At 63.5% G+C, this 26860-nt stretch carries 26 protein-coding genes and 1 pseudogene; 19 read left to right on the forward strand and 8 right to left on the reverse strand.

Annotated features, from left to right (window positions below; genetic code table 11):
* The first annotated feature begins 29 nt into the window (after nt 1-29).
* Together WA950_RS14775 and WA950_RS14780 are read left to right on the forward strand one after the other, a co-directional pair.
* Entirely contained in the window at nt 30-1787 is a 1758-nt protein-coding gene (locus WA950_RS14775; RefSeq protein ID WP_424552682.1) for an ABC transporter ATP-binding protein, read from the forward strand.
* Nucleotides 1788-1870: 83 nt separating this feature from the next.
* Nucleotides 1871-2542 (forward strand): DUF2161 domain-containing phosphodiesterase, encoded by a 672-nt coding sequence (locus WA950_RS14780; protein ID WP_424552472.1) that lies wholly within the window; start codon nt 1871-1873, stop codon nt 2540-2542.
* Here the strand turns inward: WA950_RS14780 and WA950_RS14785 are convergent, their stop codons facing one another.
* Genes WA950_RS14785 through dsbD form a run of 4 tightly spaced genes read right to left on the reverse strand, consistent with a single transcriptional unit; the run spans nt 2543 to nt 6478 of the window.
* Entirely contained in the window at nt 2543-3151 is a 609-nt protein-coding gene (locus tag WA950_RS14785; RefSeq protein WP_424552473.1) for a DsbA family protein, read from the reverse strand. It abuts the gene before it with no gap.
* Complete coding sequence (locus WA950_RS14790) at nt 3151-3858, reverse strand: L,D-transpeptidase (RefSeq protein WP_424552474.1); 708 nt, start codon at nt 3856-3858, stop codon at nt 3151-3153. The genes WA950_RS14785 and WA950_RS14790 overlap by 1 nt, the downstream gene beginning before the upstream one ends.
* Entirely contained in the window at nt 3855-4679 is an 825-nt protein-coding gene (locus WA950_RS14795) for a prolipoprotein diacylglyceryl transferase family protein (RefSeq protein ID WP_424552475.1), read from the reverse strand. Before WA950_RS14795 ends, WA950_RS14790 begins: the two co-directional genes overlap by 4 nt.
* Complete coding sequence (dsbD, locus tag WA950_RS14800) at nt 4676-6478, reverse strand: protein-disulfide reductase DsbD (RefSeq protein ID WP_424552476.1); 1803 nt, start codon at nt 6476-6478, stop codon at nt 4676-4678. Before dsbD ends, WA950_RS14795 begins: the two co-directional genes overlap by 4 nt.
* Before the next feature lie 111 nt (nt 6479-6589).
* Between dsbD and WA950_RS14805 the strand changes: the two genes are divergently transcribed.
* The 11 genes and pseudogenes from WA950_RS14805 (at nt 6590) to WA950_RS14855 (ending at nt 17764) form a co-directional block, all read left to right on the forward strand.
* Nucleotides 6590-7252: a response regulator gene (locus WA950_RS14805; protein ID WP_424552477.1), complete on the forward strand. Its 663-nt coding sequence runs from the start codon at nt 6590-6592 to the stop codon at nt 7250-7252.
* Nucleotides 7249-8613, forward strand: a complete 1365-nt coding sequence (locus WA950_RS14810; protein ID WP_424552478.1) for an ATP-binding protein — start codon at nt 7249-7251, stop codon at nt 8611-8613. Before WA950_RS14805 ends, WA950_RS14810 begins: the two co-directional genes overlap by 4 nt.
* Nucleotides 8614-8748: 135 nt before the next feature.
* Nucleotides 8749-9792 carry a LacI family DNA-binding transcriptional regulator gene (locus WA950_RS14815; protein ID WP_424552479.1) on the forward strand — a complete coding sequence of 348 codons (1044 nt, stop codon included), beginning with the start codon at nt 8749-8751 and terminating at the stop codon, nt 9790-9792.
* A 177-nt stretch (nt 9793-9969) separates the two neighbouring features.
* Nucleotides 9970-10440, forward strand: a pseudogene (locus WA950_RS14820) (MaoC family dehydratase); the annotation flags it as partial.
* Between the two features lie 51 nt (nt 10441-10491).
* Nucleotides 10492-11463, forward strand: a complete 972-nt coding sequence (locus WA950_RS14825; RefSeq protein ID WP_424552480.1) for a TRAP transporter substrate-binding protein — start codon at nt 10492-10494, stop codon at nt 11461-11463.
* Between the two features lie 76 nt (nt 11464-11539).
* Nucleotides 11540-12103: a TRAP transporter small permease gene (locus WA950_RS14830; protein WP_424552481.1), complete on the forward strand. Its 564-nt coding sequence runs from the start codon at nt 11540-11542 to the stop codon at nt 12101-12103.
* A 4-nt stretch (nt 12104-12107) separates the two neighbouring features.
* On the forward strand, nt 12108-13388 hold the full coding sequence (locus WA950_RS14835) for a TRAP transporter large permease (protein WP_424552482.1): 1281 nt from the start codon (nt 12108-12110) through the stop codon (nt 13386-13388).
* Nucleotides 13389-13425: 37 nt separating this feature from the next.
* Nucleotides 13426-14631 carry a CaiB/BaiF CoA transferase family protein gene (locus WA950_RS14840; protein ID WP_424552483.1) on the forward strand — a complete coding sequence of 402 codons (1206 nt, stop codon included), beginning with the start codon at nt 13426-13428 and terminating at the stop codon, nt 14629-14631.
* Between the two features lie 3 nt (nt 14632-14634).
* Entirely contained in the window at nt 14635-15405 is a 771-nt protein-coding gene (locus tag WA950_RS14845; protein ID WP_424552484.1) for an enoyl-CoA hydratase/isomerase family protein, read from the forward strand.
* Nucleotides 15406-15449: 44 nt separating this feature from the next.
* Nucleotides 15450-16580 carry an extracellular solute-binding protein gene (locus tag WA950_RS14850; RefSeq protein WP_424552485.1) on the forward strand — a complete coding sequence of 377 codons (1131 nt, stop codon included), beginning with the start codon at nt 15450-15452 and terminating at the stop codon, nt 16578-16580.
* A gap of 17 nt (nt 16581-16597) precedes the next feature.
* Entirely contained in the window at nt 16598-17764 is a 1167-nt protein-coding gene (locus WA950_RS14855) for a fumarylacetoacetate hydrolase family protein (RefSeq protein ID WP_424552486.1), read from the forward strand.
* 177 nt (nt 17765-17941) lie between these two features.
* On the opposite strand, the gene WA950_RS14860 is transcribed toward WA950_RS14855, so the two are convergent.
* Nucleotides 17942-18169: a hypothetical protein gene (locus WA950_RS14860; RefSeq protein ID WP_424552487.1), complete on the reverse strand. Its 228-nt coding sequence runs from the start codon at nt 18167-18169 to the stop codon at nt 17942-17944.
* A 60-nt stretch (nt 18170-18229) separates the two neighbouring features.
* Nucleotides 18230-18463, reverse strand: coding sequence for a BrnA antitoxin family protein (locus WA950_RS14865; RefSeq protein WP_424552488.1), 234 nt, complete (start codon nt 18461-18463; stop codon nt 18230-18232).
* A gap of 235 nt (nt 18464-18698) precedes the next feature.
* Between WA950_RS14865 and WA950_RS14870 the strand changes: the two genes are divergently transcribed.
* Together WA950_RS14870 and WA950_RS14875 are read left to right on the forward strand one after the other, a co-directional pair.
* Nucleotides 18699-19856 (forward strand): CaiB/BaiF CoA transferase family protein, encoded by a 1158-nt coding sequence (locus tag WA950_RS14870; RefSeq protein ID WP_424552489.1) that lies wholly within the window; start codon nt 18699-18701, stop codon nt 19854-19856.
* Nucleotides 19853-20989, forward strand: a complete 1137-nt coding sequence (locus WA950_RS14875; protein WP_424552490.1) for an extracellular solute-binding protein — start codon at nt 19853-19855, stop codon at nt 20987-20989. The genes WA950_RS14870 and WA950_RS14875 overlap by 4 nt, the downstream gene beginning before the upstream one ends.
* Before the next feature lie 14 nt (nt 20990-21003).
* On the opposite strand, the gene WA950_RS14880 is transcribed toward WA950_RS14875, so the two are convergent.
* The gene (locus WA950_RS14880; protein ID WP_424552491.1) at nt 21004-21531 is read right to left on the reverse strand and encodes a MaoC family dehydratase; all 528 of its coding nucleotides are present in this window, start codon (nt 21529-21531) and stop codon (nt 21004-21006) included.
* A gap of 64 nt (nt 21532-21595) precedes the next feature.
* Nucleotides 21596-22384, reverse strand: a complete 789-nt coding sequence (locus WA950_RS14885) for an IclR family transcriptional regulator (RefSeq protein WP_424552492.1) — start codon at nt 22382-22384, stop codon at nt 21596-21598.
* 158 nt (nt 22385-22542) lie between these two features.
* Here WA950_RS14885 and WA950_RS14890 point away from each other — a divergent pair, with 158 nt between their 5' ends.
* From WA950_RS14890 to WA950_RS14905, 4 genes are all read left to right on the forward strand, one after another.
* Nucleotides 22543-23859, forward strand: a complete 1317-nt coding sequence (locus tag WA950_RS14890; RefSeq protein WP_424552493.1) for a sugar ABC transporter substrate-binding protein — start codon at nt 22543-22545, stop codon at nt 23857-23859.
* A 128-nt stretch (nt 23860-23987) separates the two neighbouring features.
* Entirely contained in the window at nt 23988-24884 is an 897-nt protein-coding gene (locus tag WA950_RS14895; protein ID WP_424552494.1) for a carbohydrate ABC transporter permease, read from the forward strand.
* 1 nt (nt 24885) lies between these two features.
* On the forward strand, nt 24886-25758 hold the full coding sequence (locus WA950_RS14900) for a carbohydrate ABC transporter permease (RefSeq protein WP_424552495.1): 873 nt from the start codon (nt 24886-24888) through the stop codon (nt 25756-25758).
* A 3-nt stretch (nt 25759-25761) separates the two neighbouring features.
* Nucleotides 25762-26859, forward strand: coding sequence for an ABC transporter ATP-binding protein (locus WA950_RS14905; protein WP_424552496.1), 1098 nt, complete (start codon nt 25762-25764; stop codon nt 26857-26859).
* Nucleotide 26860: the final 1 nt, after the last annotated feature.

The following is a 26860-nucleotide window of genomic DNA, read 5'->3' on the forward strand; positions in this document are numbered from 1 at the left end:
GTGGTACTGAAAGCCTTTCCCTGATGTCTATGCCTGATCTCCTGAAGCGTTTTGCGTCCTATTACCGCCCGCACCGCACCCTGTTTGCGCTCGACTTCGGCAGCGCCGTGGTCGCGGGCCTGCTGGAACTGGCCTTTCCGGTGGCCGTGACGCTCTTCATCGACCGCCTGCTGCCGACCGGCCGGCTCGATCTCATCGCGCTTGCCGCCATCGGGCTCTTCCTGATCTACCTGATCAATGCCGGCCTCCAGGTCATCGTCACCTATTGGGGCCACATGCTCGGCGTGCGCATCGAGGCGGAGATGCGCCGCAAGGCCTTCGACCATTTGCAGAAGCTCTCCTTCGGCTTCTTCGACAACCAGAAGACCGGCCACCTCGTCGCAAGGCTGACCAAGGACCTCGAGGAGATCGGTGAGGTCGCCCATCATGGCCCGGAAGACCTCTTCATCGCCATCATGACGCTGGTCGGCGCCTTCATCCTCATGCTGTGGGTGCATGTGCCGCTGGCGTTGATCACCGTCGTCATCGTGCCGCTGACGGCCTGGGTCACGACGCATTACGGTTCGCGCATGACCACGACCTGGCACGCGCTCTACGGCCGCGTCGCCGATTTCAATGCCCGGATCGAGGAGAATGTCGGCGGCATCCGCGTCGTGCAGGCCTTCGCCAACGAGGATCACGAGCGCCGGCTTTTCGCCGAGAGCAACCGCAACTACCTCGTCACCAAGATGCAGGCCTACCGCGTGATGGCGGCCTCCCTGTCGCTCTCCTATCTGTCGATGCGCTTCGTGCAGGTGGTGGTGATGCTGGCGGGCGCCTGGTTCGTCACGCGCGGCGAGCTGTCCGCCGGCGGCTTCGTCGGCTTCCTCCTGCTGGTCGGCGTCTTCTTCCGGCCGATCGACAAGATCAACTCGATCATCGAGACCTATCCGAAGGGCATTGCCGGCTTCTCGCGCTATACGCAGTTCCTCGACACGCAGCCCGACATCATGGACCGCGACGGCGCGGCAGAGGCCGGCCGGCTCGTCGGCGACATCGAATATCGCGGTGTCGGCTTCGGCTACAGCAGCGAAAGGCCGATCTTCGACGGGCTGGACCTTGCGATCAGGGCGGGCGAGACGGTCGCCTTCGTCGGCCCGTCCGGCGCGGGCAAGACGACGATCTGCTCCCTCCTGCCGCGCTTCTACGAGATCACGGCCGGTGCGATCATCGTCGATGGCGTCGATATCCGCGACATGACGCTGAAATCGCTGCGCTCCAACATCGGCATCGTGCAGCAGGATGTCTTCCTTTTCGCCGGCACGATCCGCGAGAACATCGCCTATGGCCGGCTCGACGCCAGCGAGGCCGAGATCGTCGAGGCGGCGCGCCGGGCACGGCTCGACGACGTGATCGCCAACCTGCCGGACGGTCTCGACACGGTGATCGGCGAACGGGGCGTCAAGCTCTCGGGCGGTCAGAAGCAGCGCCTGGCGATTGCCCGCATCTTCCTGAAGAACCCGCCGATCCTCATTCTCGACGAGGCGACCTCGGCGCTCGACACGGAGACGGAACGCGCCATCCAGCAGTCGCTCGCCGAGCTTTCCGCCGGCCGCACCACGCTCATCATCGCCCACCGCCTTGCCACCATCGCCAATGCCGACCGCATCCTCGTCGTGGATGACGGCCGCATCGTCGAAAGCGGCAACCACGCCGAGCTTATCGCGCGAAAGAACGGGCGATATCGCAATCTCCAGGCCGCGCAGACGGACGGCGAGACGGTGCACCATCTGCAGAGTAAGGTCTAGCCGGGCCGTCGCATTCGCGCGGGGATTCAAGCAGGCGCCTGGTCGTGCTATTGCGGCTCGCTGAACAGTGATTCTTCGCCACCATGGAAACGACGCTCTATCTTCCCGTCAAAAGCTTTCTCGAACGCGCCGGCTATACGGTGAAGGGCGAGATCGGCGGCTGCGACCTTGTCGGTCTCAGCGACGGCGACCCGACTGTCGTGGTCATCTGCGAATTGAAGCTCACCTTCAACCTCGAACTGATCCTGCAGGCGGTCGACCGCGCCACGGTTTGCGACGAGGTCTGGATCGCTGCGCGCATTTCCGCCAAGGGCAGGGGGCGGGAGGCCGACAAGCGCTACCGCGACCTCTGCCGCCGGCTCGGGCTGGGCATGCTCGGCGTGTCCGACAGGGGCGAGGTGAGCGTGATCGTGAGTTCCGTATCGCCGATGCCGCGCACCAACCCGAAGCGCAGGACACGGCTGGTCAAGGAACACCGCAAGCGTGAAGGGGACCCGTCCCGCGGCGGATCGACGAGGGTGCCGATCATGACGGCCTATCGCCAGCAGGCGATCGCCTGCGCCGTCGCCCTTGCCGGCGGTCCCCTGCGTCCGCGCGATCTCAAGCAGGCCGTTCCCACGGCCGGTCAGATTCTACTCAACAACTACTATGGCTGGTTCGAGAGGATCGAAAAGGGCGTCTACGGGCTTACTCCGGCGGGCCTTCAAGTACTGGAATCGGTGGCGGCCGAAGGCGCCACCGATCCTGCCGGGTGATTACTTTCTTGCCTTGGCGATGGCGTCCTTCAAGCCCTTCTCATCGAGATAGCCCGGGAAGAGCGTCGATCCGATGACGAAGGAAGGCGTGCCGACGAAATTGAAGGCGACGGCCTGATTGTAGTTGCGGTCGAGCAGGCCCGATATCTTGTCGTTGTTCTTGTTGACCGCTGCCGCCAGTTTCTCGATGGAAAGACCGGCGCCCGTCAGCGCCTTTTCGACATCCTCATGGGACAGTTTTCCGCTGGTTTTCATCAGCGCTTCCATGGCGGTTTCGTATTTGCCGATCTGCGCGGCGCCCAGAACCGCCTGCGCGGCGAAAATGGAGGCATCGCCGAAGACCGGCCAGTCCTTCAACACGAGCCGCACATTGCCGTCCTCCTTGATGACCTTCTTGATCATCGGGTGGGCCTTCTTGCAGTAGGGGCACTGGTAGTCGAAATATTCGACCACGGTCACATCACCCTTGGGATTGCCCAGTACCGGTGCATCCTTGTCGAAGAATATTTCCTGCTTGGTGATCTTCTGGGCGTGAGACGACCGCACGCCAAGTGTGGAAACGGCAGCGGCGGCGAGCGTTGCGGTCAGAACGGTTCTGCGGGTGAGCATCAGATTTCTCCTTGTCCGGATTCGTTGGGGCCGAGGACGACCACGCGCGACCCCTTGGGAACGCGCCGGTGCAGGTCGATGATGTCCTGGTTGAGCAGGCGGATGCAGCCAGAGGAAACGGACTTGCCGATCGACCATGCTTCATTGGTGCCGTGGATGCGGTAGAGCGTGTCCTGCCCATCCTTGTAGAGATAGAGTGCGCGGGCGCCGAGCGGGTTCTTCAGCCCACCAGGCATGCCGCCGGCGAGCGGACCGTAGCGCTCCGGCTCGCGCTTGATCATGTTCGGTGTCGGCACCCAGCCCGGCCACCGCCCCTTGCGGGCAATGTCGGCCTCGCCGACGAATTCGAGCCCGGCCTTGGCGACGCCCACGCCGTAGCGCATCGCCTTGCCGCCTTCCATCACGAGGTAGAGGAAGCGTGCATGCGGATCGACGACGATGGTGCCGGGCGGATACTTCGTGCGGTAATCGACGACCTGGCGGATGTTTTTTGGATCGATTTTGGAGACGTCGACGGCCGGCACGATCGTGTCGCCATCCTCGACGGCGGCATACATGCTCTGGATATTCGGGTCCGTGCGGGGCGTTGCGCGCTCCTGCAATGGGGCAGCGGTCTGGGCGCAGGCGGAGAGCAGGCCGGCGGCGGCGGTCACCAGCAGTATTGCGCGCGTGCGAGGAAGGATGGCCGGGAAAACCGGAAGTCTCATTCTGTCTGTGTCCTGTCCTGGGTTGAAGGAGAAGCAATTTTCTCCGCGAGCACCTCGCGGGAAATCTCGCCGAGATGGGCAGTTGCGAGCGTGCCGTCGGGGTTGATGAATAGTGTCGCGGGCAGTCCGATCGTGCCGTAGTGCCGCGAGAGGCCGGAAAAGGGATCGAGGAGGATCGTGTCGAGATTGACGCCGGTCTGGCGGAGGTAGGCCGCAATCGCCTCTTTGCCTTCGCCCTGGTTGGCGAAAAGGAAATCGACCTGCGGGTTGCTTGCGGCCATGTCCGCCATCATCGGCATTTCGCGCCGGCATGGCGGGCACCAGCTCGCCCAGAGGTTCAGAACGGCCGGGCGGCCCTTGCGGTCCGCGATGGATACCATTTCCGGCTTGGCATAAACCGCGTAGGCCGCTTCCGGGGCGCGTGGTGTTGCGCCGCCATTGACGAGTGTGGTGACGACGACCCATGCGAACAGGCCCGCCGCGATGGATGCGGCGGCCCACGGCGTGACGTGCCGCGCCTTGCGCCAGAGGATGGCGGAGGCGACGGCCACGCCGATCAGCCCGCCGATCCAGGAAAAGCCGCCCTGCCAGATGGCAAGAATGCGCCAGGGATCCTGCGCAAAGCTTCCGGCATGCGACATGACATGCACGGCACGCGCACCGACGAGGCCCGCAAGTGCCGCCGTCGTCGTCCAGCTGCCGAGCCGGTCATCGACGCGCGCCGACAGGATGGACCCGACCACCATGAAGACGACCAGCCCGACAATCACCGAGAAGCGATCAGCCGAAAATGCGAAGGGGCCTATGGCGACGGCATTCATTGCACGACGCCTTTCGCTGTCCGGGCGGCTTCGGCGAGTGAAGTCACGGATATGTCGCCGACGAGGCGGGTGCCGGAGGCCTCCTGCCGGTCGTTGCCGAAGAAGATCATGGTCGGCGGGCCGACGACGGCGAGGTCGCGCATCAGTGCAGTGTTGTCAGCGTCAAGCGTGCTGACGTCGAGGCTTGCAAGGCGAACCCCGTCAAGCGCAGCCACGACGTCGGGCGCCGTCAGAACGGAGCGCTCGATCGTTCGGCAGGTGACGCACCAGTCCGCGGTGACATAGACAAGCGTCGGCTGGCGCTCGGAGGCGGCGGTGTCCAGGAGGCTCGACAATGCACTGGCGGAACCGACCTTCACGAAGTCAGCCTTCCCGATTACAGCCGCCCGCCCACCGCTCGCTACCCCCTTCAACGGGCCGAGCGGGGTCAGCGGGTCACTGGCGCCGAGGCCGAAGCCGACCAGCAGCAGGCTGCCCCACAGGAGGGCGGTGATGGCGGCGGATCGCGCCAGCACGCCGTATCCGGACGCACGTCCCAATCCGCCGGCATAGACGCCGAAGGTGAGTGTCAGAACCGCCCAGGGCAGGAGGGCGAACCGCTCCGGCAGAAGTGGCTCTGCAAGCCAGATCGCGGTTGCCAGGAACAGGAAGCCGAAGATGTGGCGCACGGTGTCCATCCACGCGCCGGCGCGTGGCAGGGCCTTGCCGCCGATCGTCGCCATGGCGACCAGCGGAATGCCCTTGCCGAGGCCAAGCGCGAAGAGGGCGAGCGCACCGACCGCAATGTCGCCGGTCCGGGCGATATAGAGGAGCGCGCCGGCCAGCGGCGCGGTAACGCAGGGGCCGATGAGGAAGGCCGACGAAAAGCCGAGCAGGGCCGCACCGCCGGCGGAACCGCCCTTGCGCCCGCCGCCGTTCAGGCGCTTGCCGATGGCGGCCGGGATCTGGAGGTGGAACAGGCCGAAATTGGAAAGCGCGAGCACGACGAACAGCGCTGCGACCACGCCGATGGCGGCGGGCGATTGCAGCACGATCTGCAGGTTCTGGCCGGACCATGCCGCAGCCATTCCGAAAAGGCCGAAAGCGGTGGCGAGCGCCAGCACATAGGAGGCCGCGAGCACGAAGCCGCGCCGGGCAGAGAGCGCTTCTCCTTCGCGTGCAAGCATCGCCGCGACGATCGGATACATCGGAAAGACGCAGGGCGTGAAGGCGAGAAGCAGGCCGAAGCCGAGGAAACCGGCCAGCAGCAAGGCCAGCCCGCCACCCGTCAGCAGCCGGTCGATTGCGGTTTCGTTGCCATCAGCGGCGATAGCGAAGCCGGGGTCGCTGTCTTGCGCCGGCTGGGCATCGGTGGCGGGTGGAAGGGAAAAGCCGCCGCCGCCCGGTGTGCTGATCGACATCGAGGCGAGATCGATGGTCTTTGTCGTCGGCGGATAACACAACCCGCCGTCCTGGCATCCCTGATAGGTGAGGCGGACGGTCTGCGGGGCGTCGGCAATCGTCGCCGAAGCGTTCTTGTAAAAGACCTGCGTCTTCCCGAAGCCCGGATCGTCCTTGATTTCACCGGGCTCGGTGTGGAGCGTCAGCGGCTGCTTGTCCGGCCCCTCTGCCGCAAGATAGTCCCGATAGAGATAGTACCCGTCCACGATCTGCCACTCGATCGTAAGAGCGCCGTCGTCTTCTTTCGAGACCGACAGGGTGAAGGCCTCGTCCATCGGCAATGGCGCCTGGAAGGCCCTTGCAGGCGAGATTGCCGCAATGAGGACCCAAACCAGCGCCAAGAGGGTTGCTTTCCGCATCGTGCTTCCGTTCCTGTCGTTCATGTCGGGCGGAGCGATCGCGTCGTCAGCTTAAGGCAGGCTTAAGGTGGCTGGCGCAAGCGGAAGACCGGCGGGGCTGACGGAGGTTTGATGCGTATTCTGGTGATCGAGGACGACATGGTGCTGCTCGACGGGCTGAAGGTCGGCCTCGGCCTTTCCGGCTTTACGGTCGATGCAGTCGCCACGGTCGCCGACGCGAACGAAGCGCTGGCGACGGATCGGTTCGATGCCGTGGTTCTTGACCGCATGCTGCCGGACGGCTCGGGGCTGGATGTTCTCGTGCAGCTGCGGGCAAGTGGGGACCGGACGCCTGTGTTGCTCCTGACCGCAAAGGACGAGACCGCCGATCGCATCGATGGCCTCGATGCCGGTGCCGACGACTATCTAGGCAAGCCATTCGATCTCGACGAGGTGGCCGCGCGGCTGAGGGCGATCACGCGGCGTGCGGAAGGCCGTGCCCGGCCCGAACTGCGATGCGGCGCCATCCAGCTCGATCTTGCCGGCATGACGGCGCGCAAAGGCAACGACGCCATCCCCCTCTCGCGGCGCGAATTCTCCCTCTTGCAGGCGCTCATGGAAAATCCGGGCATGATCCATTCGAAACAGGCGCTCGAACAGCGTCTCTATGGCTGGCAGGAAGACGTGGAGAGCAACACCGTCGAGGTGCATGTGCACAAGCTGCGTGCCAAGCTCGGCGCCGCCTCCATCGAGACCGTGCGCGGCGTCGGTTACCGGATGGGCAAATCCGCATGACCTCGATCCGTATCCGCCTCATCGCCATCCTGCTTGTAACGACCGGTACCGTCTGGTGTTGCGCGGTGTTCTGGACCTACCTCAGCACGCAGCATCAGGTGGAGCAGGTGCTGGATGCAAGGCTGACCGAAGCTGCCCGCATGGTGAGCTCGCTGCTCACCGATCATCATATCGATGCCGCTGCGGCCGTGGATGCGGTGACGCCCGGCGATGTCCCGCCGGGCTTTACGGTGGCGCAAGGCAATTACAGCCGCCAGCTTTCCTGTCAGATCTGGTCGCTGGAGGGCCAGCTCGTCAGCCGTTCGGAAAGCGCGCCGAAGGCATCGCTGGCCGGTCACGACGACGGCTTCCAGGAAACTGTCATCAACGGCGAGCGCTGGCGGGTCTATGCCGTGGTCAACCCGACGCTCGGCGTGCGCGTCCTTGTCGGCGACAGTCTCGAAATCCGGGACCGTCTGATCGGCGATGTCGTCAAGGGGCAGCTGATCCCCGCTCTTGCCATCCTGCCGATTCTTGCGGCACTGATCTGGTTCAGCGTCGACCGCGGGCTGGCGCCGCTCAGCCGCATTGCAAGCACGCTCTCAGGCCGGTCGGCCACTGCGCTTCACCCGATCGAGGAAGGGCGTGCGCCGCGGGAGGTGCGTCCGCTCCTGCGCTCTCTCAACGCTCTGTTCCAAAGGGTCAGCGAGGCGCGTGACCGCGAAAAGACCTTCATCGCCTACGCCGCGCATGAGTTGAAGACGCCGCTTGCCGGTCTGAAGACGCAGGCGCAGGTCGCCTTGCGAAGCGACGATGCCGGCATAAGGGATAGGGCGCTGCGCCACATCTCGACCAGTGTCGACCGCACCGGACGGCTCGTGCGCCAGCTCATCGACATGGCGGCGGTCGATTCCGCCGATACGCCCCGGTCGCCAGAGCCGGTCGACCTCGCGGTGGTGATAGAGGAGATTCGCGCTGACCTCGAAACTCTGCGGGCCGGCAGGAACGTGACGGTCGAGGTCGGTGTCGGCGACACCGTTCGACCTGCCCGTTTCAACCGCATGCTCTTCGGGCTCATGATGAAGAACGTACTCGAGAATGCAATCGTGCATTCGCCGGCGGGCTCCCGTGTCGAGGTCCTCATCGAGGAAACGTCGACGGCGCTGGCGATAGACGTCATCGACAGCGGACCCGGCATGACCCCGGACGAGGTGCGGCACCTTCTGGGACGCTTCAACCGAGGGACAGGCGGAGGGGAAGGAACGGGTCTCGGCTTGTCGATCGTTGAAATGGCGGTGCAAAAGCTGGGAGGCACGCTCTCGTTCGACCAGCGTAGCGCAGGCTTTGTCGTGCGGATGTCGTTTCCGATCAGCGACGTTTGACGCTGGCAGCTTTGATAGTGTGTCGCTGAAATGGCCACGTCTTTGGTTTGATTTCGTCTTCGGCCTTGCCACCTGACGTTTGCATGGCGCGCGATATAAGATAGGTCTCCTGCGAACTACGGCCGGGGAGGGCTCATGTCCGGGACAACAGAAAAGCGCAAGCGCGGCCGCCGCCTGTCCAGTGGCGGGGTCAAGATGGAGGACGTCGCCCGGCTGGCGGGCACGTCCACGCAGACGGTATCGCGCGTCCTCAGCCGCCCGGAACTCGTCGCGGACGAGACCCGCAAGCTCGTCGAACAGGCCATCCGGGACCTGAACTACATCCCGAACAGCGCGGCAAGATTACTGGCCTCGAGTGTCAGCCATATCGTCGCCGTCATCATCCCGAGCCTTTCAGCCACGGTTTATGCACAGGAAGTTCACCACATCGTGCGTGTTCTGGAGGAGCATTCCTTTTCGGTCGTGATCGGCCATAGCGATTATTCCGAACTGCGCGAGGAGCGTCTCGTGCAGTCCTTCCTCGAACGCCGGCCGGACGGCTTCATCCTGACGGGTACACAGCATACGGATCTGACGCGTCAGCTCCTCAAGAGCAGCGGTGTCCCGGTGGTCGAGACCTTTGATGGCGACAATGCCGCGATGGACATGTCGATCGGTTTCAGCAATTTCGAGGCGGGCCGCAAGGTTGCCGAGCTTTTCCTCAGCCGCGGCCTGACGCGCATTGCCTATGTCGGCGGGCGGCGCGATCAGGATTTTCGCTCCAATGCGCGTTTCGAAGGCCTGCAATCTCGCCTGGAGGAAGAGGGCCTGGCGCCGGTCGCCCGCATCGAACTCACGCTGCCGATGCCTGCCGGCGATGGCGTTCGTGGGCTCGACCAGGTGCTGGCGGCCGATCCGCTGACGCAGGCGATCTTCTTCAGCGCCGACACATTGGCGATTTCCGCCTTGCTCGAGTGCAACCGCCGGGGAGTGCGCGTGCCGGAGCAACTCGCGATCTGCGGTTTCGGCAACTACGATTTCGCCGACTCAGTCCAGCCGTCGCTGACGACAATCGCCGTTCCTTTCGAGGAAATCGGCGTCCTTGCCGCCAATGCCATTCTCGCAAGACTGGATGGAACAGCCAAGGGGCCGCGCCAGACAATCGTACCGCTTCAGCTTCTGCGGCGCGGCAGCGCATAAGCGTGCTGAAAGCGCTCAGGGGCAATTGACAACATTTTCTGATAGCGCTAACACGAAACTACGGAGTTTTCGGGGGGAGACCCAAAATCCCGTCATTCGAAGCGATCCATAATGGTCGCCTGACGCCGGAGCCTTGCTTGGCCCGGCGGCGACTTCGAGTGTTCTTTTGCAAGGGAGAGAGTCATGTCGAGCGCCGTCTATTTCGAGCAATTCACCATCGGGGCAACCCGCTCGTCGCCGACGCGCACGATCACCGAGACGGACATCGTCCTGCATGCCGGGCATACCGGTGACTTCTTCCCCCACCATGTCGATGCGGAATTTGCCGCGAAAACGCCGTTTGGTAAGCGAATTGCGCACGGAACGATGGTGTTTTCCATCGGAATCGGCCTTGCGGCTGCCGAGGTGAATCCGGCGTCGTTCAGCTATGGCCACGACAGGCTGCGCTTCGTCCGCCCCGTTTTCATCGGCGATACGATCCAGAGTCGCGTCACTGTCATCGAGAAGGCGGACGATCCGCGCAAGCCTGAATATGGCCGCGTGACCGAGCGCTGCGAGGTGATCAACCAGCGCGGCGAAACTGTTCTTGTTAGCGATCACATTCGAATGGTCGAGAAGACCCCGAAAGGTACTCGACCGGTTGAATAATAACGGGGCGGCGTGACTGCCGCCCAAGCTCAAAGGGAGGAGAGCATGAAAATGATAGGAAGAGGTCTGATCGGCGCGCTGGCGCTGCTGGGGACGATGGGCACGGCATCCGCCGATGTCTCGGCGGTGTTCGGCGGGGCCGACCCGCTGGAGGGCGTCTATGATCGCCAGAACCAGCACTTCGTCGATCTCGTCAATGAACGGGGCGCCGGCCAGATCAAGCTGGAGTTCATTCGCGGCGAGCAGCTTGGCAACGACGTGCAGGTCATCGAGCAGGTGATGAGCGGCGCCGTTCAGTTCTACGGCGACGACTTCAGCTTCTATTCGAACTGGGTGCCGGAACTGAATATCGTCAGCTGGGGCTTCCTGTTCCGTGACAATGCCCACGTCCAGGCCTTCATCCAGAGCGATACCTACAAGAAGGCTGTCGAAAAACTGCGTGCCGAGCAGGGGGTCCGCGTTCTGGCTGCAGCTCCCGGACAGGTCCGTGTGACCGTATCGACCCGCCCGATCAAGGGCATCGAGGATCTCGCCGGCCTGAAGATGCGGGTGCCTGAAATCCGCACCTATCTGGCGCTGTGGGAAACCCTCGGTACTGCGCCGGCGCGTGTCGCCTGGGGTGAGACATTCCTGGGGCTTTCCACCGGCGTTGTCGAAGGCGCCGAAGGCGGCATCTCCTCCATCCATGGTGCAAAGTTCCATGAGGCGGCGAAGAACGTCACGCGCACGGACCATGTCCGCATCATCGCGCACATCGCCGTCAATGACGCATGGTTCCAGTCGCAATCTCCCGAGACCCAGGAGCTGCTGTCCAAGGCTGCGCAGGATGCGGTGAACTGGCAAATGGAAACGGTTACGGCGGAGCAGGCCGAAACCCTCGAAAAGATGGCTGCCGACGGGGCGACGGTGACGGAAATCGACGTAACGCCGCTTCGCGAGCGTTCGGAAGTCGCCGTGGAGAAGCTGGAATCCGAAGGCTTCTGGCCGAAGGGCCTCTGGGCCGAGATTCAGTCCCTGAAATGACCGGATGCGAGTGGCCGGCCCGTGCCGGCCGCTTCCCCACCTTAAGGGCGGATGCATTCGCGAAGAGGTAGAAACAATGCTTGCCAAGAGAATTGACGGGTTTTTTGCGGGGATCATCCGCATCATCGCCCGACTGGAAATTTCCGCGCTGGTCGTCGCGATGACATTCATCATCGTGTCCATCGCGCTTCAGACAGTCACACGCTACGCGTTCGGGCGTCCTATTACCTGGGTCGAGGAGGGGGCTGTCTACGCCTTCATCTGGATCACCTTTGTCGGCGCAAGCTATGGCGCCAAGCAGGCCCGCCTCATCAAGGTGGAACTTTTCAGCGCCAATTTCGGAGAAGAGGGCCTTCGCAAGATCGCGATCGTCAGCCACTTCTTCATTTTCCTCGGATGCGCCTATCTCGCCTGGATTTCGCCGAGCGTCATCGCCATCGAAGGTCGCAGCACGACCATCGCACTGCCGATCGATGTGCCGCGCTCGTGGTTCTATTCCGTGCCGCTGTTCTACTTCGCCTTCGTGACGGCGTTTGCGAGCCTGGCCCGCCTCTTCCGATTGATCGTGCTCAAGGACCGGACGCCGCTCGTCGAGCCGTTCCCCGTCGAAGAGCAAGACATTCCCCAAACCGCGAGCTGATCCCGTGCCGATATTCATTCTTTTCGCAGGCTTCCTCGCCCTCCTCGCGGCCGAAGTCCCCGTCGCCATCGCGCTCTTCCTGTCGTCGCTGGCCTATATCGATATTTTCACGCCGATGCCGATCCAGATCGTCGTGCAGCGCATGGCCTCCGGCCTCGACAGCTTCCCGCTGATTGCAATCCCGCTCTTCGTGCTTGCCGGCAATATCCTGAACGGCGCGGGCATCGCGGCGCGGATCTATGCCTTCGCTGTCGCACTTGTCGGTCATATCAAGGGCGGCCTTGCGCAGGTCAACATCTTCGGCAGCATGGTCTTCGCCGGCATGTCCGGCGTGGCGCAGGCCGATGCGGCCGGTCTCGGCACCATCGAGATCAAGCACATGAAGGAGCATGGCTACAGCGCTCCGTTTGCCGCCGCCTGCACCGCCGCCTCCGCCATCATCGGCCCCATCATTCCGCCAAGCGTGATCATGGTCGTCTACGCCGTGACCGCGCAGGTTTCTCTCACCAAGCTGTTCCTTGCCGGCATCATTCCGGGCCTGACGATGGGTCTGGCGCTGATGATCCTCGTCTGGGTCCTGGCTGCAACGGGCCGCGTCAAGGCGCCGACGGAGCCGCGCGCCAGCATTCCGCTGATCGCCGTCACCTTCTGGAAGGCATTGCCGGCACTGGTTGCCCCGATCTTCCTGACGGCCGGCATGCTGCTCGGCTTCGCAACGCCGACGGAACTTGGCGCCCTGACCGTGATCTATGCCGTCGTACTCGGCTTCGTCACCAAGGACCTGACGTTCTCCTCGCTGCTGATGCACATTCGCCAGAGTGCCGTTACGTCGGGCATCCTGACTCTCATCATCGCGGCTGCGGTCCCGTTCGGCTGGATCATTTCCGTCGGCAACTATGCGTCCGGCCTGCTCGGTTTCTTCGAGTCCATCGGCGCAAACTGGGTCGTGTTCCTGCTGGTCGTCAATATCGCCCTGCTGATCTTCGGTCTCTTCATCGAAACGACAGCCGTATTGCTGATCGCAACGCCGGCGCTCCTGCCGCTCGCTGCCGCCTATGGCATCGACCCGATCCATCTCGGCGTCATCATGATCGTCAACCTGCTGATCGGCGCGATCACGCCGCCCATGGGTGTCATCCTGTTCATCTGCCAGCACATCGCCGAGATACGCTTCTCGGAAATGATCAGGGCAATCATGCCCTTCTACATCCCCCTCGGCATCATGCTTCTGCTGATCACCTACTGGTCTCCGATCGTGATGTGGCTGCCGAACTTCTTCTATTGAGCGCCGACTGCAAAGTTAGAACCAAGGATCTAGTGAAATGACCAAAAACCCCGGTATTCTTTCCGGCTACCGCGTACTCGATTGCTCCATCGCAATGGCCGGCCCCTTTGCCGCGCAACGGCTCGGGGATCTCGGTGCGGACGTCGTCAAGATCGAACCCGTCACCGGCGAGTGGCAGCGCCATGTCTCGGCCGGTGGCGCAAAGGGCAACCGCATCAACGTCTCCTTCCTCTCGCTGAACCGCAACAAGCGGTCGCTGGCGATCGACCTGAAGTCGCCGGAAGGCAAGGCAGCCCTGCTCGATCTGGTGAAGGACGCCGACGTCTTCCTGCAGAACTATCGTCCCGGCGTCGCCAAGCGGCTCGGCGTCGACTACGAGACGCTGTCCAAGCTCAATCCGCGCCTCGTCTATGTCTCCATGTCGGGCTATGGCGAGGACGGCCCCTATCTCGACCGTCCCGGCCAGGACCTGGTGCTGCAGGGCATGTCCGGCGCCATGCTGTCGGCTGGCCGGGAGGGCGAGGCACCGACCGCCGCCGGCCAGTATCTGGTCGATGCGGTGGCTGCATACACCGCCTTCGAAGGCGCGCTGGCGGCGCTGCTTCACCGCGAGCGTACCGGCGAGGGCCAGCTCGTAAAGGTGAACATGCTGGATGCCATCACCAACATCCAGATGCAGGAACTCTCCGTCTTCACCGTGGCCGGCAAGCCGCAGGCGCGCTCCGCCGAGCCGCACGCCCACGTCTACATCCGTGCGCCCTATGGCGCCTTCGCCACCAGCGACGGCTACATCATCGTCGCCTTCCCGCCGCTCAAGAAGTTTGGCGAGATCATCGGCGAGCCGTCCTTCCTGACGATGGACGACGAGACGGACAGCTGGACGCAGCGCGACCATATCTTCGCCTGCACGCGTCAGCGGCTTCTGGCCAAGACGTCCGCCGAATGGCTGGCACTGCTGCGCGCCGCCGATATCTGGTGCGGCCCGGTCTATGGCTACGAGGATTTGGTCAAGGACGAGCAGATCCTCCACAACGGCACCTTCGTCGAGTACGACCATCCGACCGAAGGCCACGTCAAAACGCCCGGCTTCCCGATCAACTTCTCCAAGACGCCTTCGCGGGTCGATCGCGGCGCTCCGGTTACCGGCCAGCATTCGCGCGAAGTCCTGACGGAAGCGGGCTTCGATGCGGACCGCATCGAGAATCTTCTGGCAACCGGCGTCGTCGCCCAGGGGGAGATCTGAGCGATGACGGACGACGTTCTCTTCACGGTTGACGGCCATGTAGCGACGATCACGCTCAACCGGCCGCACAAGCTCAATGCCGTCACGCCGGAAATGTCCGATGCGATCATCGCAGCGGTGGAAACCGTCAATGCCAGCGATACGATCCGCTGCGTCATCGTGACCGGCGCAGGCGAGCGGGCTTTCTGCGCCGGCTCGGACATCAAGGAACTGGATACCTACGAAACGCCGTGGCAGTTCCGCAACCGGCCGGACTATTGCGACGCCATGCGCCGGCTGTTGAAGCCGACGATTGCGGCCGTCAATGGCTACGCTTTCGGCGGCGGGCTGGAAACGTCGATGAGCTGCGACATCCGCATCGCATCCGACAATGCCCAGTTCGCGGCCCCGGAAATCAAGCTCGGCTGGATCGGCGGCGGCGGCATGGCCACTTTCCTCGCGCATTCGGTCGGTGCGTCCAATGCGGCGCTGATGCTGATGACGGGTGATCCCATCCCGGCTGAAAAGGCACTGGCCTGGGGGCTCGTCACCGAGGTCGTACCGCAGGCAGAATTGATGGCGCGCGCGCGCGCCATCGCCGAGACGATTGCATCGCGTGCGCCGATTGCGGCCGAAACCGCCAAGCTGAACCTGCGCGCGGCCCATTCCATGCCGCAGGAAAAGGCGATCGAATACGAGCGCGACCTACAGACGATCTGCTTTGCGACGGCCGACGCCCTCGAAGGCCGCGCGGCCTTCAAGGAAAAGCGCGCCCCGATCTTTTCCCGGCGCTGACCAAACCTGCTCCCGATACAAAGCAAGAGACAAGAGTTGCGACCATGACCGTGACATTGAAAGGCATGACCTGGAGCCATCCGCGCGGCTACGACCCGATGGTGCGCTGCTCCGAAATCTACCGGGAAACGACCGGGATCGAGGTCGTCTGGGAGAAGCGCTCGTTGCAGGACTTCGAGAGCTTTCCGGTCGACGAACTGGCCCGCGCCTACGATCTGATCGTCATCGACCACCCCCATGTGGGGCAGGTGACGCGGGAAAACTGCCTGCTGCCGCTCGATATCGAGGGCCGTGAGGCGGAACGCGCAGCGCTTGCCGCCGCAACCGTCGGCCCGTCCTATCGCAGCTACTTCTGGCAGGGCCGCCAGTGGGCGTTCCCCATCGATGCGGCGACGCAGGTGCAGGCCTTCCGGCCCGACCTGGTGTCCCGTGCGCCCGAGCGCTGGGCCGAGGTCATGGATCTCGCCCGCGAGGGACGTGTCCTGCTGCCGCTTCGCTCGCCGCACGCCCTCATGACGTTCTACACGCTGGCCGCAAACATCGGCCGGCCGTGTGCGGCGGCTGCGGGTGAATTCATCGATCCGGCGGCGGGCGCCGAAGTCTACGACCTTCTGCGGGAGCTCGTGCAGCATCTCGATCCGGCCTGCTTCGACATGGACCCGATCGAGGCTTCGGAAGCGATGGCTGCGGCTGGGGGCAGGGCGGCCTGCATTCCCTACACCTACGGTTATGTCAGCTATGCCTGGGAGGGTTTCCGGCCGAACCGGCTGGACTTCGCCGATATTCCGGCAGCCGGGACGAACGGGCCTGTCGGCGGAACCTTGGGTGGAACGGGCATCGCGGTCTCCGCCTATACGAAGAACCCGCAGGCTGCGCTCGATTTCGCTTACTGGATTTCCGCCGCGGATGCGCAACGCGGTCCTTATGCGGCTGCGGGCGGCCAGCCGGGGCACGCGCTGGCCTGGGAGGACGGCGGCGTCAACGCTCCCGCCTGGGACTTCTACCGCAAGACGCGGGCGACGCTCGAAGGCTCCTATCTGCGCCCCCGGCACGACGGCTACATGCCGTTTCAGGCGGCGGCGTCCGAGCGCATCAGCACCGGCCTCAAGGCCGGTGAAGCGGCGGGCACGGTGATCGCCGACCTCAATTCTCTCTTTCGCAGCAGCTTCATTTGACAGGCCCTGGAACAGACATGGTTGATACCAGCATGAATGCCCTTCTCGAGAATGCAACGGCGAGCCTTGTCGGCCGGGTGTACCGCCCGGACGTGGCCGGCCCGTCCGTCGTGCGGATCGAGGGAGGGCGCGTCATCGACATCACGGCCGCGTTCCCGACGGTCCGCGATCTCTGCGAGGCGGGCAATCCCGCCAGCGCATTGCGGGCTGCCGAGGGCGAGGATATCGGTTCGGTCGAGGAGATCCTGAAAAACGCCGCGGTAGAGGTGCGCGATGCGTCGCGTCCCTATTTTCTCGCGCCGGTCGACCTTCAGGCGTTGAAGGCGGCTGGTGTCACCTTCGTCGTTTCCATGCTGGAGCGGGTCATCGAGGAGCGCATCCGCGGTGATGCGGCGGCTGCCGCCGGCATGCGAGCCCGGATCGCGTCGCTGGTTGGCGACGACATCCGCAATCTGAAGCCCGGATCGCCGGAAGCCGCCAAGCTGAAGGAGGCGCTGATCGAAGCCGGTGCGTGGAGCCAGTATCTCGAGGTCGGTATCGGCCCGGACGCCGAAATCTTCACCAAGGGCCAGCCGCTCTCCGCCGTCGGGACGGGCGTCGATATCGGCGTGCATCCGGCATCGACCTGGAACAATCCCGAACCGGAAGTGGTGCTTGTCGTCTCTTCCGCCGGGAAGGTCGTCGGCGCGACGCTCGGCAACGATGTGAATCTGCGTGACGTGGAGGGCCGCTCGGCGCTCCTGCTCGGCAAGGCGAAGGACAACAACGGCGCCTGCGCCATCGGTCCGTTCATCCGCCTGTTCGACGCGCATTTCGATATGAATGACGTTCGCCGGCTGGAGCTTTCGCTTGCGGTGGACGGCCCGGAGGGTTTCCGGATGACCGGCCATTCCTCCATGAGCGAGATCAGCCGGGATCCGGAGGATCTGGTCGCACAGGCGGTCAACGCCCATCATTGCTATCCTGACGGCTTCGTCCTGTTCCTCGGCACGATGTTCGCCCCTATCCAGGATCGCGACGAGCCGGGGCGTGGCTTCACCCACAAGACAGGGGATGTCGTGACGATCAGCGCACCGCAACTCGGCGCGCTCGTCAACCGCGTGCAGCCGACCGACCGCGCGGCACCCTGGGGCTTCGGCGCATCGCACCTGATGCGCAATCTCGCCGCGCGCAATCTCCTCTAGGAGGCTCGGAACCAGCCGGCTCCCGTTCGGGGAGCCGGGTATCACTCTATCATCGCTCAGCCCGGATTGCCGGAATTGACGGAACGAACGCACATGTCGATCGCGCGGGACGGGTTCGCCAGCCCATCTGTTTGCGCCGCGAAACGCGAAAACGGCGCGCTGCGGCGCGGCGCCTGTTCAGGCGTCCGGCGCCTTTTTCCTGAACGTCAGCTTCACGACGTAGTCGCCGTTTCGCTTCCATTTGCGTTTCGTCCTGACGCGGATATCAGGACCGAGCGCCGCATCGGCCTCGGCAAATGCGCGACGGACTTCTGCGATTGCGTGGTGGTAGTCCGTGTTGTCCCGCTTCGGCGCTTCAATCACCGACTTCATGAGGGCCGTCAGGTCCCTCTTTCCATCGCTCAATGCCGTCCCTCCGAGTTGTCCCGGCTTCGTGTGACAGCCCGACCATTTGTCCGGCGTCGTTCAAGCCAGCCGATTCATCGCGGCCCGCAAGGTATCATTGATCCGATCCTGCCAGCCCGGCCCGTCCGCCTGGAAAAACGCCACGACGTCGCTGTCGATCTTCAGCGAAACAAGCTCCTTGGTATTGGGGACTGCAGGCCGTTCGACTGCAGGCGCGGCGACCTTCTTGGCCGGTTTGAACAACGCCTCGGCAGCATCCTTCGGATTGATCGGTCTACGCGGTGTCGATGCCATGTCGCTTCCTTTTCGTTGCTGATTCGCTTGTGCCATCCTTTTCGGGAGGATGTCGAGCAATGCCTGTCTTCGGCACGTTCTGCAGGGGCACAAGGAGATGCGCGTGATGTCTGCATGGTTGGATTCTGCGGCCGGCGAGGGCGGCCGTGCGTTGACAAAACTCATATATGAAGTATCAATTTAAATAAGAATTTCTGGCGGCCTGCTATGGCCTGCCGATGAGGAGGAAGACTTGATGCAGGACGAAACCGGGTTGCTTTCCGGCCTCACCGTAATCGACATGAGCCAGTTTCTGTCCGGTCCCTATTGCTCGCTACGCCTGCTCGATCTCGGCGCCCGGGTCATCAAGATCGAGCGGCCCGATGGCGGCGATCTTTCCCGCAGGCTCTATCTCAGCGATACGGAAGTCGCCGGCGACTCGACGCTCTTCCATGCCATCAATCGCGGCAAGGAAAGCCTCGGCATAGACCTCAAGAATCCGGACGACCTTGCCTTCCTGCGCAAGCTTATCCTCAAGGCCGACGTGCTCATCCAGAATTTCCGGCCGGGCGTCATCGAGCGCCTCGGCCTCGACTACGAGGCGGTGAAGGCGATCAATCCGGCCATCGTCTATGCGTCGATCAGCGGCTATGGCGAGGAAGGCCCATGGGTCGGACGGCCGGGCCAGGATCTTCTGGCGCAGGCGCGCTCCGGCGTGATGTGGCTCAACGGCGATGAGCAGCAGGGGCCGGTGCCGTTCGGTCTTGCCATCGCCGACATGCTCGCTGGCGCCAATGCCTGCCAGGGCATTCTCGCGGGTCTCGTGCGGCGCGGCATTTCCGGCAAGGGCACGCATATCCAGACGAGCCTGCTCGAAGGCCTCGTCGATTTCCAGTTCGAGGTGCTGACCACGCATCTGAACGACGGCGGCCGCAAGCCGAGGCGCTCCGACTTCCGCAGCGCCCATGCCTATCTTTCCGCACCCTACGGCGTCTATCCGACCAAGGACGGCTATCTGGCGATTGCCATGATGCCGATCGGCCGGTTGCAGGACCTGCTTGAGATCGAAGCGCTCGCGCCCTACCGCGACGACAGCAAGGCGTGGTTCACCGAGCGCGACACGATCAAGCAGATCATCGCGGAGCGCATCGCGGGCGAAACCGTCGAACATTGGCTTTCCATCCTGGAGCCGGCCGACATCTGGTGTTCGAAAGTGCTCCAATGGCCGGAGCTCATGGCGAGCGACGGCTTCCGCGTTCTCGATATGCTCCAGACCGTCACGCGGGAGGACGATGTTTCTATCGGCACGACGCGCTGTCCGGTGCGTGTCGACGGACGCCGCCCGAAAAACGGCCGCGCCGCGCCGCGCGTGGGCGAGCATACGGCGGCTATCCGTGCGGAATTCGCATCGTGAGCGGCATCGCCCTCAAGGGCATGACCTGGAGCCATCCGCGCGGTTACGACCCGATGGTCGCCTGCGCGCAGGACTGGCTAGAGAAGACGGGCGTATCCATCGAATGGGACAAGCGTTCGCTTCAGGACTTTGAGAGTTTTCCGGTCGAGGAACTTGCCCGCCGCTACGACCTCATCGTCATAGATCACCCGCATGTCGGGCAGATCACGGCGGAAGGTTGCCTTGCGCCGCTGGACGTGCCCGGTCGCGAGGTGCCCCTTGCGAAACTGGCGCAGGGTACGGTCGGCGCGTCCTTCCCTAGCTACAACTGGCAGGGACGGCAATGGGCATTCCCGATCGATGCGGCAACGCAGGTCCTCGCCTTCAGGCCGGACCGCATGGTAGCCCCGCCGACGCGCTGGGAGGAGGTTCTCGACCTTGCCAAAGCCGGCGAGGTGCTGCTGCCGCTTCGCCCGCCGCATTCGCTGATGTGCCTCTTCACGCTCTGCGGCAATCTCGGCCAGCCGTGCTCCGTGGAGAAGGACCGGCCGTTCGTCGATGCGCAGACCGGCGTTGCGGCCATCGAGATGATCCGCGAGCTTGCTGCGCTTACCGACCCGGCCTGCATCGAGATGGATCCGATTGCCGTGCTGGACAGGATGGGGGAGAACGGCGCGCGCTACAGTCTCTCGCCGCTGATATACGGCTATGTCAGCTATAGTCTGGATGGGTTTCGCGCAAACCGCATCGCATTTGCCGATATGCCGGTTGCCGGTGCTGGCGGCCCGGTCGGTTCGGCGCTCGGCGGCACGGGAATTGCCGTTTCGGCCTTCTCGGAAAACCGCGATGCCGCCATCGACTTTGCCTACTGGATCGCCGGCGGGCCTGTGCAGGCGGACCGCTATTGGCGGTCCGGCGGCCAGCCGGGACATGCCGCCGGCTGGGAGGACGAGGCCGCCAATGCCGCGACACTCGGCTTCTACCGCAACACGCGCCGGACGCTCGAGGGTGCCTGGCTGCGGCCGCGCCATGATGGCTACATGCCGTTCCAGGAAGCGGCCTCGCAGCGCATCAACCAGGCCGTGACGAGCCGCGAGCCGGCGGCGCAGGCCATTGCCGATCTCAACGCGCTTTTCGTGAAGAGCTTCCGGTAGGAAGGAGGGGCGCTTCACGCCTGCGGTTTGCCGTCCCGGTATTTTACGGTCTGGATGTGCTCGCAATAGAGCACCAGCTCGCCTTCGCCCTTGAAGACCTCATAGGAGGCCCGGATAAGGCCGAGTTCGTCATATTTGGGCTGTTTGTCGAGATTGGTGCGGATCGTGTAGATCGTGTCGCCGATGAAGACCGGCTTGATGAAGCGCAGGCGGTCGTAGCCGTAGGAGAAGGCGTTGATGCAGTTGGTCGCGACCAGGCCGAGGCCGGCCGAAAAGACGAAGGCGCCCGCCACGAGGCGACGGCCGAACAGGCCTTCGGTCTCGGCGAAGATCTGGTCGCCGACGTAAGGATGCATGTCGAGCACGAGCGCGTTGAACTGCATCGATTCGCCCTCCGAGATGGTGCGGCGAAGCGAGCGGATCTTGTGGCCGATTTCGAAATCTTCGTAGAACCAGTTTTCCGAATTCCAGACCGGCAAATCCGCATGCGCCTGCGGCATCGTCTTGGGATGTGTGCTCTGGGTGCCGACCGTCGATGTCATGCCTGTATCCTCCGATAGAGGATCAATCTGTCATATGGAAATGATTCATTCAAATGCAAATCGACTATTCGTCGACCTTGAACCCGGCGCCCGTCATTTCGGAAAGGCTGCGCGTCGTGTCGCTCAGCAGCTGGATGGTCGTGGAAATGTCGGGAGCGACGGGCGTGTTGATCAGCGTGATATAGGGCACGGTCAACGCCGCGATCGCCGTTCCGTCTGCGCCGAGCACCGGTGCGGAAAGGTTGATGACGCCGGCCGTCTGGGCGCTCGGCATCATTTCGTAGCCGCGGGTGCGGATGAGGTCGAGGCGCGCCAGGAATTCGGGCGTCACGCGGCCGTCCGTGCCGCCGTCGCCGACATGTTCGGCGATCATGCGCTCGCGCTCCTGCGGCGAGCGGAAGGCCAGCAGGGCATGGCCGGAACCGGTGTCGAACAGTCCGATGCGCGAGCCGACGCGGATCGAAATGCCCCAGTAGCCGGGGGCTTCCTGCTGGGCGATGACGACGGGATTGCCGCGGTCGAAGACGACGAGCTGGTTGGCCTGACGGGAGGCTTCGGCAAGCTCGCGCATCAGGGGAACCGCGAAGGAGACGAGGCGACGCACCGGTGCGTGAAGCTGGGCAAGGCCGAAGAGTTTCAGCGTTAGCGAGAAGCGGTCGCCGTCGATGCGGGTGACGTAACCGCGCTTCACCAGCCGGTCGAGCATGCGGTAGAATTCGTTGGGGCTACGGTCGAGGCGCTTGGCTATTTCCGCCTGGGTCAGGCCGCCGTCAACGTCCGCCAGCAGTTCCAGGATGTCGAGGCCCTTGTCGAGCGCGGGCGCTCTGTAGCGATCATTTTCATCGTCCGACACGCGAAATCCTCCGGTGAATAAGCAAATTCATATGCGCAGAAATACGCAATGACAATCCCGGATAGCCGTTTCTGCTTGACGATAAGTGAATAATTGGTTTGTATATAAATGAAGCTCTTATTGGTAAGGGCTGACGTCAAGCCAAATGGGAGGGGAAGATGTCGAGATTTCTAGCCGGCGTTGCGGCCGGTGCCGTACTTTGCGCATGGGCGGGTTCTGCGCTCGCTGCCGATCTGCCGGGAAAATTCGAAGGTGTCTCTGTCGATGCGAAGCTCATCGGCGGCCAGCAGTATGAAGCGCTCTATGCGCGCATCGCCGAATGGGAGAAGGCGACGGGCGCAAAGGTGAACGTTCTTTCCAAGAAGAACCACTTCGAACTGGACAAGGAAATCAAGTCGGACATCGCGACCGGCAACATTACCTGGTGCGTCGGCTCGAACCACTCGTCCTTCGCCCCGCAATATCCGGATATCTATACCGATCTTGGCGCGCTGCTGCCGAAGGAAGAGATCGACGCTTTCGTGCAGTCCACCATCTCGGCCTCCACGCTTGGCGGCAAGCTCGTGATGTTGCCGCGCGCGCAGTTCGACGTCTCGGCGCTCTATTACCAGAAGAGCCTCTATGAGGACGACGCCAAGAAGACGGCGTTCAAGGAAAAGTTTGGCTACGACCTGGCCCCGCCGGACACCTGGCAGCAGGTCACGGATCAGGCGACCTTCTTTGCCAACCCGCCGGATTTCTACGGCACGCAATATGCCGGCAAGGAAGAGGCGATCAACGGTCGCTTCTATGAAATGCTGGTTGCCGAGGGCGGCGAATATCTCGATGCCGACGGCAAGCCGACCTTCAATTCGGGAGCCGGCGTGCGTGCGCTCGACTGGTTCGTCAACCTCTACAAGGCCAAGGCGGTTCCGGTCGGCACCACCAACTACCTGTGGGACGACCTGGGCCAGGGCTTTGCCTCGGGCACCATCGCTGTCAACCTCGACTGGCCTGGCTGGGCGAGCTTCTTCAACGATCCGAAGTCGTCCAAGGTTGCCGGCAATGTCGGCGTGAAGGTGCAGCCGGCCGGTTCTTCCGGCAAGCGCACCGGCTGGTCCGGCCACCATGGCTTCTCGATCACGGAAAGCTGCGCCAACAAGGAAGCGGCCGCTTCGCTCATCTGGTTCCTCACAAACGAGGACAGCCAGAAGCTGGAATCCGCTGCCGGTCCGCTGCCGACGCGCACCGCCGTCTGGGAATACAATATCCAGCAGGCTGAAAGCGATCCGTACCGCAAGGAAGTCCTGACGGCCTTCCAGGAGGCGGCAAAGAACGCCTTCGCCGTGCCGCAGACGGCATCCTGGATCGAGATTTCCAACGCCGTCTATCCGGAGCTTCAGGCCGCCATCCTCGGCGACAAGACCTCCAAGGAAGCGCTGGATGCGGCCGCCGAAAAGGCGACGCAGATCCTCGAAGACGCTGGCGACCTCTGATTGCCAGATGCGGCGCCGGTTTGTCCGGCGCCGCTTTCCACCCCTAGCAACATTCCGAAGGACGAAACTGCCGGCCGGCTGTGGCGGGCGGCGTCTTTCCCGCATTCGTGAAGACAGGAGAAGCCGACATGAAAGGCTGGAGGCCACCGGCGCCATTTCTGCTTCTGCTGCCCGCCATTCTGGTGCTCGCAGCCGTCGTCATCATTCCGTTGATCCTGTCGCTCTATTCGAGCTTCACGTCGTTCCGGCTGACACAGCCTGCCTCGCTCTACAATTTCATCGGCTTCCGCAACTATGCGCGTATCCTGACGGACCTTGAGTTCTGGACGGCGTTCGGCCGCACCGTGCTCCTGCTGACCGTCGCGCTCAACGTGGAAATGCTGCTCGGCCTCGGCCTTGCCATGCTGGTGGAAAAGGCGACGCGCGGCCAGCGGATGCTCAGAACCATCATGATGTTCCCCATGATGTTCTCGCCGATCCTCGTCGGCTTCCAGTTCAAGTTCATGTTCAACGACAATATCGGGCTGGTGAACAACGCGCTTCAGTCGCTGGGGCTGACCGATCAGGCGATCCCGTGGCTGATCGACGGCTCGCTCGCCTTCACCGCGATCCTCATCGCCGAAATCTGGTCGTCGACCTCGGTCTTCGCCATCCTCATCCTTGCCGGGCTGCTCGCCATGCCGAAGGAGCCGATCGAAGCCGCGCGCGTTGACGGTTGCACGCCCTGGCAGACATTCCGCTACGTTACCTGGCCCTTCATCATGCCCTTCGCCTATATCGCGATGACGATCCGTTCGCTCGACGTCGCCCGGGCCTATGACATCGTGAAGATCATGACGGATGGCGGGCCGGCCAAGCGCACGGAACTGCTCTGGACGCTCATCTCGCGCACGGCCTATGCGGATGCCCGCATGGGGCTTGCCAATGCCATGGCCTATGTCGCGATCCTGCTGTCCATCCTCTTCACTGTCTACTTCTTCCGCAAGCTTGCGGCGGCGCGGACCCAGATCGCTGCGGAGTGGTGAGATGAACGAGAACGCAAACGCAAAAGCCCGTATCAACGGCATCCTTCTGTCGGTCGCCCACAAGATCGGCCTGTTTCTCGCGATGGCGATCATCTGCCTGCCGGGCCTGTGGATCGTGCTTGCCTCGTTCCGGCCAACGGTCGAGATCATGGCCAAGCCGCCGGTCTGGATCCCGCAGGAGCTTTCCTTCGATGCCTACGTCGCCATGTTTTCCGGCGTCGGGCAGGGGGGCATTCCGGTCATCGAATATTTCCGCAACTCGCTGATCATTTCCGTCACCTCGACGGCGATCGCGCTGGCGATCGGCATGGCCGGCGGCTACGCCTTCGCGCGCTTCCGCTTCAAGGCGAAGTCGTCGATCTTCCTCGGCCTGATGCTGACGCGCACGGTGCCGGGCATCGCGCTCTCGCTGCCGCTGTTCTTCGTCTATTCCAAGCTCGGCGTGATCGACACGCATTTCGGGCTGATCATGGCCTATGTGGCGCTCAACGTGCCCTTCACCATCTGGCTGATCGACGGCTTCTTCCGCCAGGTGCCGAAGGATCTCGCCGAAGCCGCACAGATCGACGGTTGCACGCGCTGGCAGGCGTTCTGGCAGGTGGAATTCCCGCTTGCCGGGCCGGGCATCGCCTCGGCCGGCATCTTCGCCTTCCTCACCTCGTGGAACGAGTTCGCGCTGGCATCCCAGCTCACCCGTTCCGTCACCTCCAAGACCCTGCCGGTCGGCCTGCTCGACTACACGTCGGAATTCACCATCGACTGGCGCGGCATGTGCGCGCTGGCGGTGATCATGATCATTCCCGCGCTCGTGCTGACCTTCATCGTGCAGAAGCATCTCGTCTCCGGTCTCACCTCCGGCGCAGTCAAAGGATAATCCATGGCAACCGTTTCCCTTGAAAAGCTGGTCAAGCGCTACGGCTCGCTCGAAGTGGTGCATGGCATCGACCTCGAGGTCGCGGACCGCGAGTTCATTGCGCTAGTCGGCCCCTCCGGCTGCGGCAAGTCGACGACGCTGCGCATGATCGCCGGTCTCGAGCCGATCACCAGCGGCAATCTCAGGATCGGCGGCCGGATCGTCAACGACCTGCCGCCGCGTTCGCGCAATCTCGCCATGGTCTTCCAGTCCTACGCGCTCTATCCGCATATGACGGTGCGCGAGAACATGGGCTTCTCGCTGAAGATTGCCGGCATGAAGCCGGAGGAAATCGCCCCGCGCGTCGACGAGGCGGCCAGGACGCTGGACCTCGTCCATCTGCTCGATCGACGCCCCTCGCAGCTTTCCGGCGGCCAGCGCCAGCGCGTCGCCATGGGCCGCGCCATCGTGCGCGATCCGGACGTCTTCCTGTTCGACGAGCCGCTCTCCAACCTTGATGCGAAACTGCGCACCCAGATGCGCGTCGAGATCAAGAAGCTGCACGCCAAGGTCCAGTCGACGGTGATCTATGTCACCCACGACCAGGTGGAGGCGATGACGCTTGCCGACCGCATCGTCATCATGCGCGACGGCTATATCGAGCAGGTCGGCACGCCGGAAGACGTTTTCCAGCGGCCGAATTCGAAGTTCGTCGCGGGTTTCATCGGTTCGCCTCCGATGAACCTGAAGGACGCCGAAATCGCCGATGGTGAGGTCGTGTTCGCCAATGGCGACCGCCTGCCGCTGCCGGTGCGTTTCCGCGATCGCGTGACCGCCGGCCAGAAAGTGACCTTCGGCCTGCGCCCCGATGACCTCTACCCTGCCGGCCACGGCATCCATTCCGGCGAGGATGCCGACGTGCACAGGCATGAGCTTGGCGTGATTCTCACGGAACCGCTCGGCAACGAGACGCTGGTCTTCTCCGAATTCGGCGGTGCCGAGTGGGTCGGCCGCATGCTGAACCCGAAGCCGTTGCGCGCGGGCGATGTGCTGCCGTTCTGCTTCGACCTCTCCCAGGCCCACCTTTTCGACCGCGAAAGCGGCCGCACGCTGCGAGGCTGAC

The sequence above is a fragment of the Shinella sp. genome (assembly GCF_049651085.1).
Taxonomy (GTDB): domain Bacteria; phylum Pseudomonadota; class Alphaproteobacteria; order Rhizobiales; family Rhizobiaceae; genus Shinella.

Coding starts and splice junctions, on each gene's coding strand:
- WA950_RS14790 (WP_424552474.1), bottom strand. CDS start 3,858: ATGAGACTTCCGGTTTTCCCGGCCATCCTTCCTCGCACGCGCGCAATA.
- WA950_RS14870 (WP_424552489.1), top strand. CDS start 18,699: ATGCAGGACGAAACCGGGTTGCTTTCCGGCCTCACCGTAATCGACATG.
- WA950_RS14905 (WP_424552496.1), top strand. CDS start 25,762: ATGGCAACCGTTTCCCTTGAAAAGCTGGTCAAGCGCTACGGCTCGCTC.
- dsbD (WP_424552476.1), bottom strand. CDS start 6,478: ATGCGGAAAGCAACCCTCTTGGCGCTGGTTTGGGTCCTCATTGCGGCA.
- WA950_RS14900 (WP_424552495.1), top strand. CDS start 24,886: ATGAACGAGAACGCAAACGCAAAAGCCCGTATCAACGGCATCCTTCTG.
- WA950_RS14780 (WP_424552472.1), top strand. CDS start 1,871: ATGGAAACGACGCTCTATCTTCCCGTCAAAAGCTTTCTCGAACGCGCC.
- WA950_RS14825 (WP_424552480.1), top strand. CDS start 10,492: ATGATAGGAAGAGGTCTGATCGGCGCGCTGGCGCTGCTGGGGACGATG.
- WA950_RS14840 (WP_424552483.1), top strand. CDS start 13,426: ATGACCAAAAACCCCGGTATTCTTTCCGGCTACCGCGTACTCGATTGC.
- WA950_RS14850 (WP_424552485.1), top strand. CDS start 15,450: ATGACCGTGACATTGAAAGGCATGACCTGGAGCCATCCGCGCGGCTAC.
- WA950_RS14855 (WP_424552486.1), top strand. CDS start 16,598: ATGGTTGATACCAGCATGAATGCCCTTCTCGAGAATGCAACGGCGAGC.
- WA950_RS14830 (WP_424552481.1), top strand. CDS start 11,540: ATGCTTGCCAAGAGAATTGACGGGTTTTTTGCGGGGATCATCCGCATC.
- WA950_RS14845 (WP_424552484.1), top strand. CDS start 14,635: ATGACGGACGACGTTCTCTTCACGGTTGACGGCCATGTAGCGACGATC.
- WA950_RS14785 (WP_424552473.1), bottom strand. CDS start 3,151: ATGCTCACCCGCAGAACCGTTCTGACCGCAACGCTCGCCGCCGCTGCC.
- WA950_RS14795 (WP_424552475.1), bottom strand. CDS start 4,679: ATGAATGCCGTCGCCATAGGCCCCTTCGCATTTTCGGCTGATCGCTTC.
- WA950_RS14805 (WP_424552477.1), top strand. CDS start 6,590: ATGCGTATTCTGGTGATCGAGGACGACATGGTGCTGCTCGACGGGCTG.
- WA950_RS14880 (WP_424552491.1), bottom strand. CDS start 21,531: ATGACATCGACGGTCGGCACCCAGAGCACACATCCCAAGACGATGCCG.
- WA950_RS14895 (WP_424552494.1), top strand. CDS start 23,988: ATGAAAGGCTGGAGGCCACCGGCGCCATTTCTGCTTCTGCTGCCCGCC.
- WA950_RS14775 (WP_424552682.1), top strand. CDS start 30: ATGCCTGATCTCCTGAAGCGTTTTGCGTCCTATTACCGCCCGCACCGC.
- WA950_RS14810 (WP_424552478.1), top strand. CDS start 7,249: ATGACCTCGATCCGTATCCGCCTCATCGCCATCCTGCTTGTAACGACC.
- WA950_RS14890 (WP_424552493.1), top strand. CDS start 22,543: ATGTCGAGATTTCTAGCCGGCGTTGCGGCCGGTGCCGTACTTTGCGCA.
- WA950_RS14815 (WP_424552479.1), top strand. CDS start 8,749: ATGTCCGGGACAACAGAAAAGCGCAAGCGCGGCCGCCGCCTGTCCAGT.
- WA950_RS14865 (WP_424552488.1), bottom strand. CDS start 18,463: ATGGCATCGACACCGCGTAGACCGATCAATCCGAAGGATGCTGCCGAG.